Origin of the sequence: Virgibacillus kekensis (assembly GCF_042654125.1) — a bacterium.
Lineage (GTDB): Bacteria > Bacillota > Bacilli > Bacillales > Amphibacillaceae > Lentibacillus > Lentibacillus kekensis.
In genome coordinates this window covers 1,054,563-1,074,520 of record NZ_JBHSFU010000004.1, presented here as the reverse complement: position 1 = coordinate 1,074,520, position 19,958 = coordinate 1,054,563, and the positions used below count along the sequence as shown (strand labels likewise).

Here is a 19,958-nt window from a genome sequence, read left to right as displayed (position 1 = left end):
AATTATCTCGAAATCGAGATATTAAAAGGGGGATTAATGATGCCTGATAATAAACTGGACGAGGAATTATCATTAAAATTATTTATTGTACTGAACCGTGCTTTGGATTCCGTTAAGAAGCGTGTAGAAGAAGATATAAAATGCCTAGGACTGAATCCAACTGAGTTTGCTGTTCTTGAACTGATCTACAGTAAAGGCGACCAGCCAATCCAGAAAATTGGCGAAAAGGTATTAATTGCAAGTAGTAGTATAACTTATGTGGTAGACAAATTGGAAAAGAAAAGCCTATTAGAGAGAAAACCATGTCCTACTGATCGCCGTGTCACTCATGCAGTTATTACAGCAGCGGGAAAAGAACTTATGGATAAAGTTTTTCCGAAGCATACATCAGCAATCCAGGATATAATGTCCGGGCTGGACACAAATGAAAAAAAAGATATGATAGAAAAACTAAAAAAAATGGGATTGTACGCCCAAGGCATTTAATTTTTTTACCTATATATCTCGAATTGATAATATATTAATTTAAAATAACACCAAATGAGGAGTGAATGAAATGAATAAACACACAATGGGTATTCACCATATTACCGCAATCGTTGGTCACCCACAGGAGAACGTAGATTTTTATGCTGGTGTTCTAGGTTTGCGCCTTGTAAAACAAACTGTGAATTTTGATGACCCGGGCACCTATCATCTGTATTTCGGTGATAAAGGCGGGAAGCCAGGTACCATTATTACCTTCTTCCCATGGGCGGGTGCATACCAAGGCAAGATTGGTGATGGGCAGGTTGGTATTACATCATATATTGTACCAAGAGGAGCTATGGCATTTTGGCAAAAGCGCTTAGAAAAATTCAACGTTTCGTATGGCGAAGTTGAACGATTTGGTGAGCGTTATCTTCAGTTTGAGGACTCGCATGGTCTTCGTTTGGAAATCGTGGAACGTGAGGAAGGCGAAATGAATACCTGGGAGTTTGGTGAAGTAATACCAGAAGTAGCTATCAAAGGATTCGGTGGGGCCACGCTATTATCTGCTCATCCAAGCAAAACTGCCGACCTATTGGAAAACATCATGGGTCTGGAAAGGGTTGGTGAAGAAGGAGATTATATTCGCTTCCGCTCTCCAGGAGATATCGGAAACGTTATTGATTTGAAAAGAGTTGCAACCGAACGGGGTCAAATGGGGGTTGGAACAGTACACCATATCGCATGGAGAGCCACCGATGATAACGATCAGCTTGAGTGGCAGAAATATGTGGCAGCTAAAGGATATGGCGTGACGCCTGTACAGGATAGAAACTATTTTAATGCCATTTACTTCAGAGAGCATGGCGAAATATTATTCGAGATTGCCACAGATCCTCCAGGGTTCGCACACGATGAGTCGGAAGAAACAATGGGAGAAAAATTAATGCTTCCGCAGCAGTACGAGAAGTACAGAGAGCAGCTTGAAAGCCGTTTAATACCAATCGAGGTAAAAGAATTGGATAAATAAAATAAAAAGGAATGATTGCGATGCTTTCGATTGATCCTTCACATAATACAGAACGGGAAAACTATAAATTTCTGATTGGCAGTATTATACCAAGACCAATTGCTTTTGTAACCAGTCTTTCAGATACAGGTGTCCTAAACGGTGCCCCTTTCAGTTATTTTAATATCGTAACTTCTAATCCGCCAATGATTTCACTTTCCATTCAACGTTCCGGGGGAAAACAGAAAGACACTGTACGGAACATTTTGGTGAAAGAAGAATTTGTCGTCCACATTGTCGATGAACAAAACGTGGAAAAAGTGAATAAAACGGCAGCCAGCCTGCCATCCAACGAGAGTGAAATTGAACTGGCGGGATTAACGCCAGTGCCTAGTGAAAAAATATCTGTTCCCGGCGTTAAGCAGGCGAAAGTCCGACTGGAATGTAAGTTGGAGCATACGCTCAAGGTCGGAGATGAAGATGCACCTGGGAGCGATTTAATTATTGGTAGAGTGGTTCAGTTTCATATTGATGATAATCTTTATGAAAAAGGACGAATCAACCAAATAGGACTTGCTGCTGTAAGCAGGTTGGCAGGAGCTAACTATGCAACAATCGGGCGGACTTTTGAAATTGAACGGCCGAAATAATTGGATTGAGTAACATGCTTCGAAATCGTAACCGATCCACCTGGATTACCGTCGATGAACCAAAAAGTAAACTTGGAGAAAAACTGATGCCGTCCGTCATGGTTGGAGGCGAAAGAAGAAGAATTTAAATATTTATAATCCATATTTCCCAATTTAGTATTTAATAGGCTATTTCAGGACTAATATCTTGAATTAGAAATATATGAAATGATAATATACTTGTTGGTAATAAAAAACCGAAAGGAGTATTTTATGGCAAACAGAAATGAAATTGGAACTTTTTTGCTTCGTATTGTGCTTGGTCTCGTCTTTTTTGCTCACGGAGTTACGAAGTTCCAGGATGGTATAGGGAATACAGTAGGCTGGTTCGAGAGTATTGGACTTCCAGGGTTTCTTGCGTATGCGGTAGGTACGATTGAAGTGGTAGGCGGTATTGCTGTAATCCTTGGTATAGGGACCCGGATAGTTGCACTGCTTTTTAGTATTGTACTGGTTGGTGCAATATTTACGGTAAAATTGCCGAACGGATTTCTGAATGGTTATGCTTACGATCTTATCCTACTTACGATTGCCATTTATATGGTCCTAAACGGTAGTAGGCTATTTTCTCTTGGTGGCGCCTTCAAAGGCATGAAATCACAAAGTTAATTACCCTGGCCATCTTTTATGTATGAAGCTGAATTTAATCCTTTAAATAGGGAAAAAGAAGGACAGTAAAACATTTAAAAAGCATTATCCTCCAATGGAGGTGGTAAGGGTAGCAGTAACTAAAATAAAAGAAGGTGTAAGACATGGGATTTTTTGAAAAATTATTCGGTAAAAAAAAGGAGACCAATAATATGTCAAACGTTAAATTAGCAGTAGTTTTTTACAGCATGAGTGGAACTAATTATCAATTAGCAAGATGGGCTGAAGAAGGAGCAAAAGAAGCAGGTGCAGAGGTTAAAGTTTTAAAAGTTGAGGAATTAGCTCCTGAGTCAGTTGTTCAAGGAAATGAAGCTTGGAAAGCAACTGCAGATGCCACAAAGGACGTACCAGTAGTAACCTCCGATGATATCGAGTGGGCTGATGCTATTATTTTCAGTGCTCCGACACGTTTTGGTAACGTACCTTCTCAAATGAAACAGTTCCTTGATACACAAGGTGGACTATGGGCAAACGGTAAAACAATCAACAAAGTAGTAAGTGCTATGACGTCTGCACAAAATCCTCATGGTGGCCAGGAGGCTACATTATTATCTCTGTACACTTCCATGATGCACTGGGGTGCAATTATTGCTACGCCTGGTTATACAGATCCGGTATTATTTGGTGCTGGAGGAAACCCATATGGAACCAGTGTATCCGTTGATCAGGACGGTAAGATGATTGAAGATGTAGAAGGCGCAGTAAAGCATCAGGCTAAGCGTACTGTAACAGTTGCTGAATGGGTAAAAAACGGGAATCAATAAAGCCAAATTTTATAGAAAAGAGCCAATTTAGATTGGCTCTTTTCTATTGCTGTACAAATGTACCGTTTAAAACTGTTTCCTCCAGCTCATCTGGCGGAAGTGGTTTACTGAAGAAATAGCCCTGGCCGTCCGGACAGTTCAGTTCCAATAGAAGCTTAAGCTGCTCCTCAGTTTCAATTCCTTCGGCGACCATATTGAGATTCAACGTATGACCTATATTAAGAATTGCTTTTACGATTGAGCTTTCCTTCTGATTGCTAAGGGCATCACGCAGGAAGGATCGATCTATTTTCAGTGTATCGATCGGCAGGTCTTTAATCAGTGAAAGTGACGAATAACCTGTACCAAAGTCGTCAATCGATATTCCCACACCCATGTCCTTCAGCTCGTTTAACTGAGGGATGACCAATTCGGAATCCTCCAGCACACTTTCGGTAATTTCGACCTCAAGGTACTGTGCATCAATCTCATAAGCATTCAGGCAGGATTCGATATACTGTACGAGTTCTCCGCTTCTAAATTGTTTTTGCGATACATTTACAGAAACCTTCACCAAAGGGTATCCTTTGGCCATCCACGTATTCATCGTGACCAAAACTTCCTTAATAACCCACTTTCCAATTTCGTTAATTAATCCGATATCCTCCGCAAGGGGTATGAAATCCATCGGCATGACTGGGCCCAACGTTGAATTCTCCCAGCGGATTAAAGCTTCCATTCCGACTAATTCGCGGTTTGACAACCTATACTTAGGCTGGTAACAGATGTGCAGCTCATCATTATTGATTGCCTTTCGTAATTCTGCCTCGAGGAAAGCCCTTCTATCCAGCTGTAATTTGAGGTCATCATTAAAGAATTTATACGTATTCTTACCGCTCAACTTCGCATAGTACATAGCGGTATCGGCGTATTTAAGCAACTCATTTATATTTCCGGTATGCTCAGGATAGATACTGATTCCGATACTGGATGTGATAATAATTTGATTTCCAACAATATAAAACGGTTCCTGCAGCGATTCCAATAAATCATTTACAACTGACTCAATATATTCTGTACTGGATCTTTTAATTAAGACAATAAATTCATCGCCACCCAAGTGGTAGACTTCGGTAAATTCATTGTTAAAGTACGTCAATCGTTCTGCAAATCCTTTTAGTAATTCATCGCCAATATCATGGCCAAGCGTATCATTGGTGATTTTAAACCTATCCAAATCAATAAACAGGATAGATGTATCCATTAATTGATTTTCACACACAGCAAGGTCTTTATGTAAACGGCGACGGTTAGGCAATTTTGTCAGCTCGTTATGTTCCGATATATATATCATATATTCTTCGTGCTGCTTTTGTTTGCTAATATCGCGGACTACCCCTATTATTTTCTGTGTTTCTTTGATATGGGATATGGCAATTTCCATTGGAAACGTCCTTCCCTCTTTTGTGACGCCGACCACCTCTGCTCGTGATCGTTCTTGCTCTGAGTTCGTAATAGCCAGCAGGCTGTCGTGATATTCTTCGGTGACAAAGTTTCGCCAGTTAAGATCCAGCAATTCACCATGCTGATAACCGTACAGCTTCAAGAGGGCGTCGTTAGCAAACTCCACCTCACCATTCCCATTAAGAACGCCAATTGCATCCGCCGCGGAATCAAGCGCATACGAGTAATCAACCAGGGTTTTCCTGGTTGATCCCAGTTCTCGCTTGGAATGGAGATATTTATCGATTTGCCACCCGATAAACCAGCCGATAAACAGGTTTGCAAAAAGGAATACGCCCTGTAGCGGTGACAAGCTTTCTGCAAAATAGACAGAAATAATATTGGAGACTAATAGAATAGCCGTACAAACAATCCGCCAAGTATATTTCATGCCAACGATACCTCTTTTCTATAAAAAAATAACAGCTTTGTCGAATTTAGGCATTTTTTATCGTTTAGAAGATTATACCATGTTTACAATCAGATATATACTCCTATTTTCATCGTGGGTAGTAATGTTTGTGAAACCTGCAGAAGGACTTTATCGTAAGTTTTAAATATGGTGGACAGATAATTGTGTAAAAAGAGTAAAATTATTATTACTATTTTGTTAAATTTTAAAAATCTTATGGACAATGTGTTTTAACGTGATAAAATCTAGTTAGGTACTTAAAAGGGGACATTTCTATGAAACTATGGAGCCGTAAAATATCCGTTATACTAATTACTATAATGACCCTTGGGATGTATGTGCCACCTTCCTTCATTGATGTTGAAGCCGAGGAAGGCAATAAGGCGCTTTCTGAAGAAAATCATCCTAAAGAAAATAATGACGAGGATAAAGCCGAGGCCCCAATCATCAGTGAACCTGAGGAAGAGGCAACGAGTGACCGGCTGATTAATAGATTAAGGGAAAAGGCAAAAGAACAATCTATAACGAAGCTTGGACCGCGTATTGCAATGCAGGTTGAAGAAGATTTCACTACTGAAATACTCCCAAGAATTGAAGAGGCACTGGAAATGATATTAACAGAAGCAGACGAAGAGCAGCTGCCGTACTACGGAATCACCGAGCACCCGGCTAATGGTGTCGGTGAAAAAATATTTAACGTATACGATTACCGTACACGAAAAGATATTGCACGGTTTCACGTGCGACGTGATAATCGCCCGCTTGAAGGGTACTGGTTTAACTTCCATTACCATGTAAGCAGAGATGGCTTCGAAAACCATCACGAAATTGGAGAGATTTACTGGGATAAAAATATTCCGCCAAGGTGGATGTCATAACTATAACCCCAACCCGGATAAGCACATAAACAAGGTGCTGTATCCGGGTTTTTTAGTCGACTTTATGCATGGATTTGTGGGTCTTTATCTGTGGAGTTTTTCAGCCGTTTTCTGGCTGAAATGATCTCGGGTGTAATAGGAACATGTTCTCTCACTTTACCAAGACCGTGAAGGGGCATATTTCCATATATGGATTCGTAATTCCCTTGATTGACGTGATATGTTTCGTGATAAATTCCAACTGCACTATTGTTACCGATTTTGTTATTAAATGCCTTCCAAGCAGCTAGATGTTTTTTACCTTTCGCATAAGCCAGCAGATCTTCTGTCGAGCGCCAGTATTGAATCATGAGAGTGGTCTTAAGACCGAAATAGTTTTCCATCGATAAGAATCCTAATTCATCTTTGTTGGTATAAAGCTCTTTTATCATTCCCGGCATTGCGGTAAAGACAGGCAGCCATTTATGAATGGCCATTCTGTTGTTAATACGCATTCCAATAAGAAAAACTACAACATTCTCATCATTCGCTGTCGTATAGCGTCCAGGATAAATTTTCTTAGCCATAGTCAATCCTCCCAATTCGAAATTTGCTTGATGGTAGATTCACACCAATCTATGGCAGCCTTGGTTATTCGCTTTCCATAATCCAATGTAAATAACCAATACGTTGCATCCTGCTGATTCTGCTCATGTGTGGAAATCATTTGTTCAATACTACTGTAAGTCTGATAGCGATTCTCTAACTTCTTTTTGTAATCGTTCAAATGGAGTAGCGTGCTCTCCTTAGACTGATGGCGGCCAAAAAACAACTTCAGCAGCATCTCATTTCGTTCGACTGGTGCTTGTTCGATAGGCTTCTCGAGCCAATCTCTTAAGGCTTCCTCTCCTTTAGGGGTAAGATAATACTCCTTTCGCACCGGTTTTCCTTCTTGGGCTGAACTGCGGACAGTTGCCAACTCTTCTTCTACAATCAGCTTAAGGGTGGGATAAATCTGTCCATAACTTATTTTCCAGAAATGCTTAAGGCTATTATCAATCAGTTGTTTAATGGCATAACCGGACCTGCACCCTGTCGTTAGGATTCCAAGAATGGCGTATGTTGTGTGATTGTATTTTTTCAATTTCTTCATCCTATCTTTATGATATGTATCTTTTTGATATAGTATACCCTATCAAGCTTAAAATAAGAAGTCCATACATATATGAAATAATAATTACTCTTTAGCGTAAAAATATATTGCATTTAAACGAAAAATATATTACTCTATAAAGTAACAGGAGGTGAAAATATTGGAAAATATTCGATTGAATGTTGCTTTACTCCGCAGAAGGGTGCCTAATCTGACCAGCGCAGCCCGATCTGTTGGTTTACGACCGGCAACAGTTTCAAATTTGTGTACTGGCAAAATCCCTGTCGGTCGGGCAGAAGTCAAAACGTTGGTATCGCTCGCATCGTTAGCGGAGTGCAGTCTCGATGATCTAATTATTAGAGGGGAGAAGATTGAGATGGTTGAAACCGGTATAAAAACGTTGGATTTGTTTGCCCCACTTGCAAAAGGCGGAACGATAGGGCTGGTGGCGCGTCCTGGAATGGGTCAGCTGGTAGTCCTTGCCGAAACACTTAATCAGTTGAAACAGAATGGATATACAACAGTTTTGCTTCAGCCGGAAGGGGAATACCCGGAACTTCAGGATTTGCTTGAAGACATGGACACAGTGGTTCACACAATTGATGAAGCATACGATTTATTGGCAAAGACCGGAAAAGATAAGGACATAGCATTTGCGGCAGATCGCTCGCATGTCGTTACAGGTGAGATTCTCAGCCTTCAAGAACGCTTGCAGGATATCGGGGTTGATTCGGTAACAACCTTTCTTGTCGATTTAAAAGGTGAGGCTGTCGACGAGGACTTACCTTATGGACCACTTGAAACCCTATGGCACTTTGATGCAGATCTAGCAGCCAGATATAAATATCCAGCAGTGAATCCACTTTATTCCACATCATCCGTACTGGAAGGCGCACACCTTGATCAGAACCACCTTACCATCCAGCAAAAAGCACAAAAGTTACTTCGTCGTTACCGTGAATTACGCTCCATCGTAAGTGTAAGCGGCGAGGATAGACTGCCAGCCGCTGAAGTCCAAACTTATAAACGCGGGGAACGTCTGGAAACCTATTTGACACAGCCATTTCATGTAGCTGAAGCATTTACCGGCCAAAAGGGACACTCAGTCAGTCTTCAGGACACCCTGGAAGATGTTCGTAAAATCATGGATGGCAATACTGATTCCATAGACATTAAAGACTTAACCTTTATCGGAAAACTGAGTTAAAAAATACCAGGGGTGCCGATCTTTAGAGAAGGGTGCCCCTAGTACAAAAGGAGTAAGATGATGGTAAAAAATTGGGAAGCTGCGCTTAAACAAATTCTGGAGACGTATAACCAATCAAATCAGAATATTGATTGGATACTGGTTGGTTCTATAGGGTCTGTTCTGCAGGGCTGTACCTTTTCTCCAAACGATATTGACCTGTATACCAAAAATGTAGAAGGTGTGCATCAGTTTGCTGAATTGCTCGATGGATTTTCGCTTGAGCGTAAATCACCATACGACCACAACGACATCAACTGGCTATCTTCCAAAGAAGAAAAGACATTCACTCAGACTTTTTCCTGGGGATTCAGCTGGACAAAAGGTCGCTGGGTTATCAAGGGAGCGGAAGTTGAGGTAGTCAGTATTTCAGAATCAGCCGGTATACCTGATTCCTTTGATGGCGATGGGATCTGGGAAGGTGGCAAATACATATGGGATCTGGCAAAAAAAGTGCGGATAGGCGAGTATGAAATCCCCGTTGTCCCACTTGAGATTCAGCTCGAGTCCAATCTTCGCAGAGAGCGGTTTGAGCGGGCAGATGAGATATGCAGGGTTCTTTTACAGAATGGATATGACAGTGACATGCTTAAGAAAGCACTCTCCACTTTCAACATGAATTACTTCAACCAATATACCGAAAAAAATAGCGGAGAAGCTGAGCAATAAGCAGCTTCTCCGCTACTTGCGTTTTACTTAAAGCTTGCTGATTCCGGAATTGGCATACTGATTGGTTCATTAAACTTCACTCTATAAAGTAAGTTTTCGAGTGTAATATCGATCTGTTCAGATGTTTTAATGAAATCACGTTTCAGTTCCAAACTAAACTGCATATCCTGTATCGAACTTCTATTAAAAGATGGTGGGTTCCCCTCCTCATTTGTTGCATTGATAACATTCGGAAGGTTCGCAACTGTCGTATCTCCTATAGTCAGATGGTCGGCAACTAGTTGCACATCCTGGCCCGGCTTTTCCGGTTTATATACGATATTAAAGCGCACACCTTCATTGGTATACTGTTTGCTCTCAAGAAGTATTTCCGTGTTCTTACTTTCCCCTACCTTTTTATTAATCGGTTTCGTATAAGAACCCGAAGAGGCAGACAGCTTTTCCTCATAGTCCGAAACATCCATTGAAAATTTGACCGATTCATCCGAGATAAAATTCAACGAATAAATGGTGAATGTAACTTTCTCTGGAACTGCATGAAACGCACGAAGTTCTATGCTAAAATCATTTTCCGTACGCATTGGCTGGCTGAACGTGATTGGCAACTCCTTTCCGTCTTTAAATGTAGCAACAAGCTTTCCGTCTATGCGATTGATATAATCTTCAGAAGGAATATCGACGGTTCCGGAAACATGGGTGCCAGTTAATTTTATATTCATATGGTCAAGCGTAACGGTGATATCATGGTTTTTAATCGACTTATTAACCAGTAGGGTAACTTCCGGCTCCTTATCCTTGTCATAACGTAATGGTAGCTTCACTTCAACGGTCTCTGTATTATTATGTTGTTTCTCCACACCTATAAACGCACTGACAACACCATCAAATTCACTTAACGGCTTATTTGAATGCCCCATGATCGGATGCATGGCCACTTGATGATAATATCGGTTATTGTAAATGACACCTTCATACCTTCCAAAACCTCCTCTGCTTAGGGACTGCCCTGAAAATCTCCCCTTTTTATCATCATTAATAACCAATCCGCTGATCCTCGGTGGAATCCTCCCATCGTACTCGGCTATGCCTATACTGTAAAAAATCAAGATTTCATCCGAGTTGTACCAGATTCTATCAATATGAAGTGTGGAACCGTTCTCCATTTTGATTGTTTTATCGACGTCAGTAACCAGACCTAAATCCTCTGCCTTCTCCAGTCCTGGCGTTATTCTATTGTAAAAATCCTCCACATCTTCCATGGAATCCACTTTTTTCCCAAATTCATGCGTTCTCTGGTGGTCAGGCATATTCGACGTGGATGGCGGCCCCATATCAATAAACTGCAAACCAGCGAAGAATCCCCCTAATATAACAACCATCGATGCAAGCTGTGGAAACCAGTTCTTCCGCCTCTTCTCTGGATCCTTATATTTTTTTAAAAAACGCTCTTTATCCCGTTCTGAATAGAAGGATTCCTTACCAAGGTAATCATCGAAATCTTCTTTGGATAATTTACTCATCGAGATAATCCTCCTTCAGCGACTGCTTAAGTTTATCCTTCGCTCGCATGATCCGCGTTTTGACGGTGGAAGAATTCACCTTCAGTAATTCGCTCATTTCCTTGATGCTGAACTCCTTATAGTATTGCAGGATCAGCACTTCCCGGTACTTGATCGGAAGCGCCATAATCGCATCAATCAGTTCATGCTTTCGCTCCACTTCGATTAACGACGACTCCGGTGTCTGGTCCGATTCCCTTTCCTTAAACTGATCCTTCAAAGATATCACCCGGTGAACCGGCGACCGTAAGTAATCCTTGCACTTGTTCGCGGTAATCCTGTATAACCATGTCTTGAACGACGACTTACCCTGAAATGTATCGATTTTATGGTAAATAACCAAAAGCACTTCCTGAAAAATATCATCCGTCTGGCTTCTGCTCTTCACATATGTAAAAATAAATCGCTTCAAACTCTCCCCGTATTCCTCCATGACCCAAATGATTGTCTCGTCTATGTTGCTTTGGTGGATGGCTGGAGGCGATTCCTGCTCAGTTGTCATGAATCCACCCTCTCCCTCCCTTGTATAAGTAAAGACGGATGCCGGCAAAAAAAGTCCCATAATCGTATGTATTTTTTCAACTAACGGCAAATGTCCCATATCTCCATAAAAAGCATATGATAAACCAATAATACAATAACAGGGTGTGAAAGTGATGGGTCTTTTTATCAATGACAATGATCATCCAGACGTTTACGGAAACTCCGGGGATATTGCAGAACCTAACCAGGAGTACTTTAAATATGATTACTTCGGTGAAATGATAGAGGAACAAAAGAAAATAAATAGGGAACTGGCAAATTCTTTTCGGGAAATGAAATCGTTGAATGTACAACATAACTTGACGCAATCAAAAAATTGGAAAGATGTCAGGGATCAGCTTAATGAACTGAAGGTAAGTAATATCGAGCATGCTGAATTCGAACGACAAGCGATGGAATGGCTGGCCACATTGGACCGGAACAATCGAAAGCTGCAGGGAATTCTGGAGCACGGGGACACCATGAAACAGGGGATTATCGAACAGGTAAAGAATTTAGAGCAATCCAATGCGAAGATAACCGATCAACTGGCAAACTATGAAACCACCAGTCAGGACCTTGCCATGAAAATCAATGAACTGACCGAGGCAAGCAAGGAGATGTCAGAGCAGATTTCCAGACAGGGTGACAATCAGGATAACGTAATGAATCGCTTGGAAAACCAGGAAGCATTAATGGAAAAAACACTTCGACAGATCGACCACTTCCGGTCTATCCTGTTTGAGCGGACCAATCACATTGCGGAAAAGATAGAAAGCAGCTATGACATGACATCCTCGTATGTCTATAAACTCATCACAGGTTCCGAACAGCCGGTGAGCATGTATATGAAAGAGCGAGAGAAGGTGGAGAATAAGAAAGATTGAAGGGAGCGGCGGCACTGTGAGAAGTGCCGCCGTATTTTTGGTACAATGTAAAGAACAACATAAAGTAATCGGTAAAAAGGATGAATTGAAGTGAACATTACCATCATAGCGGTCGGAAAATTGAAGGAAAAATACCTCAAGCAGGGAATCCAGGAATACCTGAAGCGGCTCAGTACCTATGCAAAAGTACAGATTGTTGAAGTCGCAGATGAAAAAGCACCCGAGAATATGAGCGATGCTGAAATGGACGAGGTAAAGCAAAAGGAAGGCGAGCGGATTCTCTCCAACATCAAACAGGATACATACGTGGTGACCCTCGAGATCAATGGCAAAATGCTTAGCTCCGAACAGCTTGCAGCCAAAATGAACGAGCTTGCAACGTATGGGAAAAGTAAAGTTGCATTTGTTATTGGTGGATCACTGGGGATTAGTGAGGTTGTGCAAAATCGCAGCGACTTGGCATTGTCTTTTTCTAAGATGACGTTTCCGCATCAGGTAATGCGGCTGATTTTACTGGAGCAGGTTTATCGGGGATTTCGGATTAATCGGGGGGAACCGTATCACAAATAGTGGTAAAACAGCGAGTAGAAATTGTTATAAATAAAGAATGGATAATAAAAATCTAGTAATTTGTTATGGTAAAAGAGCACACTCCTTGTATGGAATGTGCTCTTTACAATTCTAAAAACTTAATATGTACTTTCTTCAAGTCTTTTAAGAGCCTTCTCATATGCGGCGTTTCTTTCTTTTTCCTCCCAATCTAGCCTTTGTAAAATTCGCTGCCAATATATATTTCCCTCTTCAGCATACGATTTTGCAGTTTCTCTCCATAAATATGCTTCTGCCTCTTCAAGTACAATAAAATGGCGAGAATGGATTTTAAAGTGAGGCATTCCGTCATCTTTAATTAAACTATAAATAGTAGAAGGGCTTGTTCGAAAATGATTTGCTGCTTCTTTTATAGTTAGAACAGTCCTGCCATAATAACTTTCTTTGTCTTTTTTTGTGAAGTTTTTTATTTCATTTGAAAAAATAGTTAATTCTTCTCTTATTATTTTTCTAATTATTTCATCAATCATTGTAGGCTTCCCCTTCGTTTTGTGGAAGTTATCAATTTCAGACTGAACGGAAATCACATCCCAATTATTATCTGGATCAGTCCAACCAAACTTTTTATAACTATCAATTGTTTCTTTTATTTCGTTTTTATCTAGAATAATGCGAGATTTAACTTTTCGGTGAGGCATTGCTCTCGAAAATGTCAACTGACGTATTATGGAAGAGCCAATGCCGGTGAATAAGGATACTTCTTTGATAGTTAAATATTTTTTGGTGGAATAGTCTTTAGCCTGATACAGATTATTTAATGAAGCAGATATCTCATTTTTAATGATCGTCTCCAACAGATACTCAAATGAATTACTACTTAATAGGCTGTCCATTAACTCCCCTCCATTACTTACATTGCCATATTAAATTACCAATTTTAAGACTGTCTTTATTATTGTCATCTAAGATTACCTCAAAATTGTGCTTCTTATAAAAGTGAATCAATCTTTCTATATGATCTATATCAACATTGGATATCCAGCCAGAAATACTGTTTATTTTTCTGTTCTTTGCAATGTCAATAAGAGTGCTTAATAGGATGCTTCCAAAACCGTAATTAGAAAGGTACTCTTCGATATCAATATCTGCTAAAGATATTTCAGTAAGGTCATCATTGAAAAAGGCTTTTAAAACGGGATCAGGATAAAGAATTCCTTTCATAGTAATGACTCGTATGCCAAGAATGATTGTTTTTTCTTTATCTTTTGGAGTATCGTCGTAAAAGTGTCTATACAAAATTAGTTTGAATTCCCCGTTTTGAGTGCTTGATATTATTTCAAAGCCTTTATTAGTTATCAAATTAGTATGATATTTTACCTCGTATCCAATATCGTAATTACGTTGTAATGGAGAAACTTTACTTCTGATAAACATTTGATTAAATATATCCATATGCAACCTTCCAATTCTTATTACGAAAATACGTTCGTATTGTTTGTACTCTATTATACAATTTATGGTACAATATAACTACAGAATTTTACATTTTTTCGAAGGAGTTTATAAATACTTAATCAGCCTATAACAAGTAAAATATTTCTATTAAACATGCATTTTAGAAAGTTATTTGATTACCAGATTTTGTCGTATAATAATAAATAATAAACTAGTTGGGGGTTAAAAAATGGCAGAAATTCAAAAACAATTCGAAGAGTTCCATGATGCAATTAAACTAAAACGTCTTAAGGAAAATAAAGGGTTACGGGAAAAAAGAGATATTATAACAGATAAAATAAAGAATGGTGTTAAGACCAAGTTTGAAGAAATGGAAAAAGATGCTCCTAGTCTAGAGTTCATTGACCAAGGTAGTTATGCTGTAGATCTAGGGATTGTACCGGAAGATAAAGATTATGATATAGACGAGGGTGTAATCTTTGACCTTTATAAAGAAGATTATACAGACAGTGTCGAACTTAAAAAGATGATTAGAGATATACTTGAAAACCACACTAATACTCCACCTAAGATAAAAAACCCCTGTGTTACCATAACCTATTCATTAGATGATGAACCAGCATATCATGTCGATTTACCAGTGTATTTAAAATCAAAGTATAATAACAATTTGTATCTTGCTTGGGGCAAAGAGTTTGCTAACAAAGACAATAAATATTGGGATCTTGCTGATCCAGAAGGTCTAAACGATCATATCAAAAATTCATTTACAGATGACGCAAAAAAACAATTTAAGAGAGTTGTAAGATACATGAAGAAGTGGAAGGATGTTTGCTTCAACTCTACAGGGAATTCGCGTCCTCCAAGTATAGGAATAACTATTGCAGCAGTCGATTTATTTTCTCATAAACAATCATATAACTCCTTATCAGGAAAATTTAAAGATGATGATTTGGGTGCTCTAAAAGATTTTGTAAGCAAATTAAAGAATAAATTTATATTAAAGTGGGATTACGATTTGGAGAAAAGTTTTTATACTATTGAATACAATTTACCTGTACAACCATATAGTAATGTCTTCTCTAAGATGTCAAATAACCAAATGGATTCTTTTTATCAGAAACTAAATGAATTAGAAAATGCATTGAGTGAAGCAGAAGGTAAGAGTGATCCACACGAAGCATGTAAAGTTCTTAGTCCAAAGTATTTTGGTGACAAGTTTCCGATACCTGAATCAAAAGAGGCAAGATATAAACAAGTTGCTTTATCTAGTGCGCCTTCATCCAATTCTGCTAAAGGGTATTAATTAATGAATATTGATTTTCAAAAGTTACTGCAAAAAAAAGAATATTTGGAAAATGTTATATCTGTTGAACCATATCATTATGAACTCTTTTTTGAATTGAGAAATGGTTATCAAATACCTTTAACAATAACATTTAGTCCATTGTTTCCAACACAATTACCAATTGTTCATATTAATGAAAAGTACCACCATATTCCTGACATCCCACACGTTATGAGCAGTGGACTAGTGTGTTTTTTGGATAAAGAGGGTGTCATTTGGAGCGATATTCCAGAAAGAACACTTGATTTTGTTTTTGACAGAGTTGAAAGGGTATTAATTTCAAATTCACCGCAAATAGAATACCATAGAGAATTTAGTTATTATTTTGGAACCTTAGAAAACACAAACCCTGTTTTTTCAGTATATACTCCTGAAGATGAACCAAAGGAAATTTCTGTTTTGGCAATGGGAGGTAAACCGTTTGCTTTCTTAACAGATGATGTGAAGTCTAGGTCTTTATTAGGGAAGTTATTAAATACGAACATCAACTCTCGTAATCTGGAAAAGGCATATTATATTCCATTAGATTATACCTACAAGGGAAGGGTTCCTCAATTTGACCGATTTTGGAGTAATGAAGAAATAACAAGTTTAATTAGGAATCATATTTCTGAGGAAACACTATTGAAGATTGCAAAGTATTCAATGAATAAAAAAAGATACTTTTATATGCTAAGAATTCCATTATTGACAGGTGACCAAGCAATAATCGGTTTATGGTACGAAAAGATAAATCATTCTCTTTCAAAAAAAGTAATTCCGCTTATAGATGAAAGCATTGTTAATGATTTTAAAGTGACACCTTTGTTTATTTTTAGAAATGATGACACCACATTAATAGAAAGAGGCGGTGGGATAAAGAAGCCTCTTAACGCTTTATTAGTAGGCTGTGGATCTGTGGGTAGTGATTTATTATTTATGTTAGCCCGGTCTGGAATAAAATATTTTACCTTGATAGACGATGATAAAATGAAAATCGAAAACTCTTATCGACATTTTCTCGGGATGAATAAATCTGTGGAGAGTAAACCCAAAGTTGAATTGCTAAAAGAAGAATTTGAAAATAGGTACCCTAATGTAAACATTAAAACAATTGAAAACGAAGTACTAGATACAATTGAAAATGGAGAAATAGAACTAAACGATTTTGATTTGATATTAGTAGCGATTGGTGATCCAAATATTGAGAGAAAACTAAATAAACTTATTTTAGAATCATCAACTCCTGCAATTTTCACATGGGTTGAAGCATATGGAATAGGTGGACATGCACTTGTAGTTAATAACGGAGGAAACGGCTGTTATGAATGCTTAATAGATAATGAATTAAGGTTGTATTCATCTCTTGCTGGTAAGAGTGACGTGCCATTTATCAAAAATATGAATGGGTGTTCAGGTTCTTTTACACCTTATGGAAGTATTGATTCTATGGAAACAGCATTGCTTGCTTCGAGGTTAGTTTTTAGATTTCTAGAGAATGATATTAAAGGAAATCCTCTCGTTTCATGGAAGGGGTCTTCAAAAATATTTGAAGAGAGCGGTTTTCAAACTTCTGATAGGTATAATCAGCCAACGGAAATTTTAAATCAGGATGACTATGAATATATTAATAGAAGTTGCAAGGCCTGTTCTAATCTAAAGGACGTGGCTTATTAATATGATCAGTATTAAATGGGAAAAGGTTGTAATCCAAATTGAAGAGCAAGTTATTAGAGTAATTAAAAATATGCGACAAATTTGTCCTACTAATAAGGAATCAGGAGGAATGTTAATAGGCTCAATATTAACTGACAGTAGTGATATTGTCATTAGGGACTACACATTTCCCCAAAAAGAGGACTACCAATCAAGGTATAGGTTTATACGAAGGGAAGAGAGTCATAACACTTTATTACAAAAGAAGTGGAAAGAAAGCAATAGAACTGTAATGTATCTGGGGGAGTGGCATACTCATCCTGAAATAGACCCTCACTATTCACGACAGGATCTTAGAAACTGGAAAAAACTATTAAGGGAGTCTAAAACATTTTCTGATTATTTAGTGTTTATTATTGGGGGTATAAACATTTATGGGGTTTGGGTCGGCAACCGTGATAATGGAGAAATAGTATTAGTATATAAAGGAGCATATAATGAAAGTAATCAAATCAATTAAAGAATTATTTACACTTATACAAAATGACCCTATCACTTCGATAATAATGCTACTTATATTAATTTTTTCTAGTATTATTCTGTACAAAAAGTGGGGCTGGCTACAAATCTCATATAACTGGGTAATTAATCATGTTCTGCGCTTTATGAAAAGAGAATTTATTATGTTGGCTACGTTTACGAAGAAAGAGGCTAACTTTACTAGTGTAAAGAGAGAGTATCAAGAACAGGGTTGTTTATATATAACACATAACTTTCAAAAAAAATTCAAAGTAGATGGCAGTATTAATGATGCAGAACTTCAGAAAATACTTAAAAAGAAAAAATCCAAAATGAAAACAGCAATAAAGCGTAGTAAAAACTCTAACTCATTAATATACCTAGGATTTCCTCATGTACCACTTGCTTTTTTAGACGGATATCACTTTAAGAGTACGGATGACGCAATTCTTTGCGAATATCAAGGAGAGGACTCTGAGTGCCTTGGGAAGGGATTTTACGAATTAAAAAGAAAGTATAACACTGACCTGAAAATAGTTAGTAATTATAATTCGGAAATTAAGTATAACAATGAGGTTGCACTAAAAATAGAACAGTCATTTTCAATAGGGGATGAGGAGATTAAAAATGTATCTGGTTCCTCTCAAGTTATATCATTAGGTTTAGAAAATCCTAACCGCTGGAATATAACTAATTACGCACAGATTGATTTATATCAAAAAAGGTTTTTAGAATTACTATCAAAATTAAAAGAAAACGGTGTTAATAAAGTACATTTATTTGCTACTACACCTGTTTCATTAAGTTTTAGTTTAGGAAGAATAGTGGAGCATTATCACCCTGAAATAATAGTTTATAACTACAATAACAATGCTTATGATTGGGCAATCAATTTAAGAACAGAAGAGATTATAACTTTTGATTAGAATATATATAGTAAAAGGAGAATAATAGGGATTCCTATATTCTCCTTTTTGATTCATTGATATGCAACCCTAAAAATCAGTAGGAAGAGCCTCACAAATCAATATTTTGGAATGTGAATTACATTCCACTATTACGTTCAATTCTTACTGTATATTTCCACTTATAAAAATCAAGGATATCACTCCATTATCTTGAAGAGTCGTCATGAATAAATTTTCGAAAGATAATGGAGGAGATATACTTGCAGCGAACAAATCACTCAAGAAAAACAATGGAAAATGAAATTGTTGAATTCCGTCACGAAGATTATCAATTTATTATTACACGCTTTAAAAAAATTAACTGGATGCAATACAAGGGGTTCGCTCAATATCAGTACTTTTTATTTGTATTCAACAAAAGGTTAGCAAAGATTAATAAAGAGAATTCTTTAGTCGAAGTTTTCAATACAGAGATTAGAGACAGTGTTTTTGCAACCTTTGAAGATCTTACTCAAAATATAGATGCTGTCTTGAGCGAGTATATTCTAGGTGATGCTGCGATTTTCGAGTGTTTAAAACTGGTTGAAAAATTGAATCCTATTTATTTGGACAAAGACGAGGAGTGAAATCCTTGTCTTTTTATTTGCCTTAATTTCCGAATATGTTTATAAAATTATTGTTTTAAAATGCAGTAATCATCGCTTAAATGTAGAAGTAAACGAAAAAGGGGGTGAGATATTGCCTAAATTAAGAGTAGAAGAATTAATCGAAATCAATGATTTTTATAATGGTGCAACTAGGGTGACGATAACACATGCAACAAGCAATAAGGTTCTATTGGAACTTTATGATGGTCGTGATTTAGAAGAATTCATTCTTAGTAAGAGAGATTTGATAATGGTACTTAGAAACTTTTATGTTGAGGATATTTGTGACATTGTTCATTCAGGAGTTTGTGGTCATATTGATGTTAAAATTGACAAGAAAATTGAGCACTATCCAGTACAAATCACAGTTGAAGATGGACATAAGTATTACTGCAATTTAGAGGAACTTAATTACATATACAACATAATTGAATACCAAAAAAATGTTAAGAACACATAAGTAAATTAGAAAATAGATAGAAAGAAATGAAAAACTAAAGACAGGTCATTTTTATAAAAAGCAAAAAGGTGA

General features: G+C 37.7%; 23 protein-coding genes. 16 read left to right on the top strand and 7 right to left on the bottom strand.

Annotation, left to right across the window (positions count from 1 at the left end; translation table 11 throughout):
- Nucleotides 1-39: 39 nt before the first annotated feature.
- From ACFO3D_RS09330 to wrbA, 5 genes are all read left to right on the top strand, one after another.
- Nucleotides 40-486, top strand: coding sequence for a MarR family winged helix-turn-helix transcriptional regulator (locus tag ACFO3D_RS09330; protein WP_390295107.1), 447 nt, complete (start codon nt 40-42; stop codon nt 484-486).
- A 70-nt stretch (nt 487-556) separates the two neighbouring features.
- A complete protein-coding gene (locus ACFO3D_RS09325) occupies nt 557-1,498 on the top strand; it encodes a ring-cleaving dioxygenase (protein WP_390295105.1) in 942 nt (313 codons plus the stop codon).
- A 20-nt stretch (nt 1,499-1,518) separates the two neighbouring features.
- The gene (locus tag ACFO3D_RS09320) at nt 1,519-2,127 is read left to right on the top strand and encodes a flavin reductase family protein (protein WP_390295103.1); all 609 of its coding nucleotides are present in this window, start codon (nt 1,519-1,521) and stop codon (nt 2,125-2,127) included.
- A gap of 252 nt (nt 2,128-2,379) precedes the next feature.
- The gene (locus tag ACFO3D_RS09315) at nt 2,380-2,775 is read left to right on the top strand and encodes a DoxX family protein (protein WP_390295101.1); all 396 of its coding nucleotides are present in this window, start codon (nt 2,380-2,382) and stop codon (nt 2,773-2,775) included.
- A gap of 191 nt (nt 2,776-2,966) precedes the next feature.
- Entirely contained in the window at nt 2,967-3,578 is a 612-nt protein-coding gene (gene wrbA, locus ACFO3D_RS09310; protein WP_390295099.1) for an NAD(P)H:quinone oxidoreductase, read from the top strand.
- Between the two features lie 43 nt (nt 3,579-3,621).
- Here wrbA and ACFO3D_RS09305 read toward each other — a convergent pair whose 3' ends face one another.
- The gene (locus ACFO3D_RS09305; RefSeq protein WP_390295097.1) at nt 3,622-5,451 is read right to left on the bottom strand and encodes a putative bifunctional diguanylate cyclase/phosphodiesterase; all 1,830 of its coding nucleotides are present in this window, start codon (nt 5,449-5,451) and stop codon (nt 3,622-3,624) included.
- 296 nt (nt 5,452-5,747) lie between these two features.
- Here ACFO3D_RS09305 and ACFO3D_RS09300 point away from each other — a divergent pair, with 296 nt between their 5' ends.
- Nucleotides 5,748-6,350, top strand: coding sequence for a YpjP family protein (locus ACFO3D_RS09300; RefSeq protein WP_390295095.1), 603 nt, complete (start codon nt 5,748-5,750; stop codon nt 6,348-6,350).
- Between the two features lie 62 nt (nt 6,351-6,412).
- Here ACFO3D_RS09300 and ACFO3D_RS09295 read toward each other — a convergent pair whose 3' ends face one another.
- Together ACFO3D_RS09295 and ACFO3D_RS09290 are read right to left on the bottom strand one after the other, a co-directional pair.
- Nucleotides 6,413-6,916, bottom strand: coding sequence for a DUF4188 domain-containing protein (locus ACFO3D_RS09295; RefSeq protein ID WP_390295093.1), 504 nt, complete (start codon nt 6,914-6,916; stop codon nt 6,413-6,415).
- A 2-nt stretch (nt 6,917-6,918) separates the two neighbouring features.
- A complete protein-coding gene (locus tag ACFO3D_RS09290; protein WP_390295091.1) occupies nt 6,919-7,473 on the bottom strand; it encodes a PadR family transcriptional regulator in 555 nt (184 codons plus the stop codon).
- A gap of 169 nt (nt 7,474-7,642) precedes the next feature.
- Between ACFO3D_RS09290 and ACFO3D_RS09285 the strand changes: the two genes are divergently transcribed.
- Both ACFO3D_RS09285 and ACFO3D_RS09280 read left to right on the top strand, forming a co-directional pair.
- Nucleotides 7,643-8,689, top strand: a complete 1,047-nt coding sequence (locus ACFO3D_RS09285) for an ATP synthase beta subunit C-terminal domain-containing protein (RefSeq protein ID WP_390295089.1) — start codon at nt 7,643-7,645, stop codon at nt 8,687-8,689.
- 60 nt (nt 8,690-8,749) lie between these two features.
- Nucleotides 8,750-9,397 carry a nucleotidyltransferase family protein gene (locus ACFO3D_RS09280; protein ID WP_390295087.1) on the top strand — a complete coding sequence of 216 codons (648 nt, stop codon included), beginning with the start codon at nt 8,750-8,752 and terminating at the stop codon, nt 9,395-9,397.
- Between the two features lie 23 nt (nt 9,398-9,420).
- Here ACFO3D_RS09280 and ACFO3D_RS09275 read toward each other — a convergent pair whose 3' ends face one another.
- Entirely contained in the window at nt 9,421-10,917 is a 1,497-nt protein-coding gene (locus ACFO3D_RS09275; RefSeq protein ID WP_390295085.1) for a hypothetical protein, read from the bottom strand.
- The gene (locus tag ACFO3D_RS09270) at nt 10,910-11,548 is read right to left on the bottom strand and encodes a sigma-70 family RNA polymerase sigma factor (RefSeq protein WP_390295083.1); all 639 of its coding nucleotides are present in this window, start codon (nt 11,546-11,548) and stop codon (nt 10,910-10,912) included. Before ACFO3D_RS09270 ends, ACFO3D_RS09275 begins: the two co-directional genes overlap by 8 nt.
- Before the next feature lie 64 nt (nt 11,549-11,612).
- Here ACFO3D_RS09270 and ACFO3D_RS09265 point away from each other — a divergent pair, with 64 nt between their 5' ends.
- Nucleotides 11,613-12,365, top strand: a complete 753-nt coding sequence (locus ACFO3D_RS09265; protein WP_390295081.1) for a hypothetical protein — start codon at nt 11,613-11,615, stop codon at nt 12,363-12,365.
- Between the two features lie 90 nt (nt 12,366-12,455).
- The gene (rlmH, locus tag ACFO3D_RS09260) at nt 12,456-12,935 is read left to right on the top strand and encodes a 23S rRNA (pseudouridine(1915)-N(3))-methyltransferase RlmH (RefSeq protein ID WP_390295079.1); all 480 of its coding nucleotides are present in this window, start codon (nt 12,456-12,458) and stop codon (nt 12,933-12,935) included.
- A 119-nt stretch (nt 12,936-13,054) separates the two neighbouring features.
- Here rlmH and ACFO3D_RS09255 read toward each other — a convergent pair whose 3' ends face one another.
- On the bottom strand, nt 13,055-13,807 hold the full coding sequence (locus ACFO3D_RS09255) for a helix-turn-helix domain-containing protein (RefSeq protein ID WP_390295077.1): 753 nt from the start codon (nt 13,805-13,807) through the stop codon (nt 13,055-13,057).
- A 13-nt stretch (nt 13,808-13,820) separates the two neighbouring features.
- Nucleotides 13,821-14,366: a GNAT family N-acetyltransferase gene (locus ACFO3D_RS09250; RefSeq protein WP_390295075.1), complete on the bottom strand. Its 546-nt coding sequence runs from the start codon at nt 14,364-14,366 to the stop codon at nt 13,821-13,823.
- Between the two features lie 232 nt (nt 14,367-14,598).
- Between ACFO3D_RS09250 and ACFO3D_RS09245 the strand changes: the two genes are divergently transcribed.
- The 6 genes from ACFO3D_RS09245 to ACFO3D_RS09220 all read left to right on the top strand — a co-directional run bounded on the left by ACFO3D_RS09245 (nt 14,599) and on the right by ACFO3D_RS09220 (nt 19,886).
- Entirely contained in the window at nt 14,599-15,675 is a 1,077-nt protein-coding gene (locus tag ACFO3D_RS09245) for a cyclic GMP-AMP synthase DncV-like nucleotidyltransferase (RefSeq protein ID WP_390295073.1), read from the top strand.
- 3 nt (nt 15,676-15,678) lie between these two features.
- Complete coding sequence (locus ACFO3D_RS09240; protein WP_390295071.1) at nt 15,679-17,373, top strand: ThiF family adenylyltransferase; 1,695 nt, start codon at nt 15,679-15,681, stop codon at nt 17,371-17,373.
- A gap of 1 nt (nt 17,374) precedes the next feature.
- Complete coding sequence (locus ACFO3D_RS09235) at nt 17,375-17,872, top strand: Mov34/MPN/PAD-1 family protein (protein ID WP_390295069.1); 498 nt, start codon at nt 17,375-17,377, stop codon at nt 17,870-17,872.
- Nucleotides 17,850-18,797 carry an SAVED domain-containing protein gene (locus ACFO3D_RS09230; protein WP_390295067.1) on the top strand — a complete coding sequence of 316 codons (948 nt, stop codon included), beginning with the start codon at nt 17,850-17,852 and terminating at the stop codon, nt 18,795-18,797. Before ACFO3D_RS09235 ends, ACFO3D_RS09230 begins: the two co-directional genes overlap by 23 nt.
- A 242-nt stretch (nt 18,798-19,039) precedes the next feature.
- A complete protein-coding gene (locus ACFO3D_RS09225; protein WP_390295065.1) occupies nt 19,040-19,405 on the top strand; it encodes a hypothetical protein in 366 nt (121 codons plus the stop codon).
- Between the two features lie 112 nt (nt 19,406-19,517).
- The gene (locus tag ACFO3D_RS09220; RefSeq protein WP_390295063.1) at nt 19,518-19,886 is read left to right on the top strand and encodes a hypothetical protein; all 369 of its coding nucleotides are present in this window, start codon (nt 19,518-19,520) and stop codon (nt 19,884-19,886) included.
- Nucleotides 19,887-19,958 lie beyond the last annotated feature (72 nt).